Source organism: Anaerotignum lactatifermentans DSM 14214 (genome assembly GCF_900142265.1).
In the GTDB taxonomy this organism is placed as follows: Bacteria; Bacillota; Clostridia; order Lachnospirales; family Anaerotignaceae; genus Anaerotignum; species Anaerotignum lactatifermentans.
The window spans coordinates 1-1,074 of sequence record NZ_FRAH01000163.1 but is presented as its reverse complement, the minus strand read 5'-3'; the positions used below and the strand labels follow the sequence as shown (position 1 = coordinate 1,074).

Below are 1,074 nucleotides of genomic sequence, written 5' to 3'. Positions count from 1 at the left end.
TCGTCATATTCTCCAAAACAGCGTTGATTTCGTTCTTCATAAACTCTCGCCCTCCTTGCATGAGTAGTCTGGTATGCCCTTTTTCGGGGCTTTCCTGGCTGCGTCCTCCTGCGCCCATTTGTAGATTGTGGCGGCATGGCTGCGGTATCGCTTGCCGCTGGACGCGATATGGCAGGATAGCCGGTCAATGTAGTAGTTCCACTTGTCGGGCAGGTCTGCTTTCAGCCCGTCCAGTTCTGATTGCGAAAGAAAGACATTTTCATACCGGCCATAGGCGGCGCGGGCGGGTTGTCCCGTATCTAACTCTCGCTCTCTCTCTTTTTCTATCTCTATCTCTTTCTCTATCTCTATCTCTGGTGGACAAATGTCCGCTTGATATGGTGGACATTTGTCCGCCCCGGCCTTTGGCAAGGCTTTCTGCTCCTGCAAAGCCAGCCTTGCCCGCCGTTTCCGCTCCCCCTCGGTAGAGGATTGGCCGATAAGCAGTTCAATGTTGCTCATATACAGCGCGCCGTTCTGTAACGGCTCCACAAGCCCCAGCTTCATAAAAATCTGCAAGGCTCGCTCTACGGTGCCGACCTGCTGACGGGTAATGGTGGCAATCATCTGTGCGGTGTAGGGGATATTTTCATCAAGCTGCAACTTCCCGCCGTTTTTCAGCGATTTCAGGTACAGTTTCAAGAGAATGTTGGAATAGAGGATACCGTCCTGCATACTTTCCAGCAGCACGATAGCGTCCTCGTCAAAGTAATTCTCTTTCAGCTTGAGGTAGTAGTATTTTCGGTTGTCTGACATGGTTCCTCCTTTGGGTGGATTTGGGGCGTTTGTACGCATTTAGAACGCTGTTTCCGGGGGAAAAGGATAAATGTATCGCACACCCTTTGACACCCACGAAAAAAGCCTTGATTTATGCGGGTTTGAAAGGCTCTAAAGCGTGACATCTCTGCCTTTGTTTCCGCTTTCTCTCGGCGGCTTTGATTTTCTTCATGCGTCCGGCGCAGTCGGGGCAGTATTTTCCCCGGTTGGATTTGGGGACAAATGCCGCGCCGCAGACCGCACACCGTTTCCGGCTCC

General features: G+C 51.9%; 1 protein-coding gene. It reads right to left on the bottom strand.

The genetic code is table 11. The annotated features are described in order from the left end of the window. Positions 1 to 36: 36 nt before the first annotated feature. Positions 37 to 795, bottom strand: coding sequence for a phage replisome organizer N-terminal domain-containing protein (locus BUB35_RS18395; RefSeq protein WP_072854084.1), 759 nt, complete (start codon positions 793 to 795; stop codon positions 37 to 39). Positions 796 to 1,074: the final 279 nt, after the last annotated feature.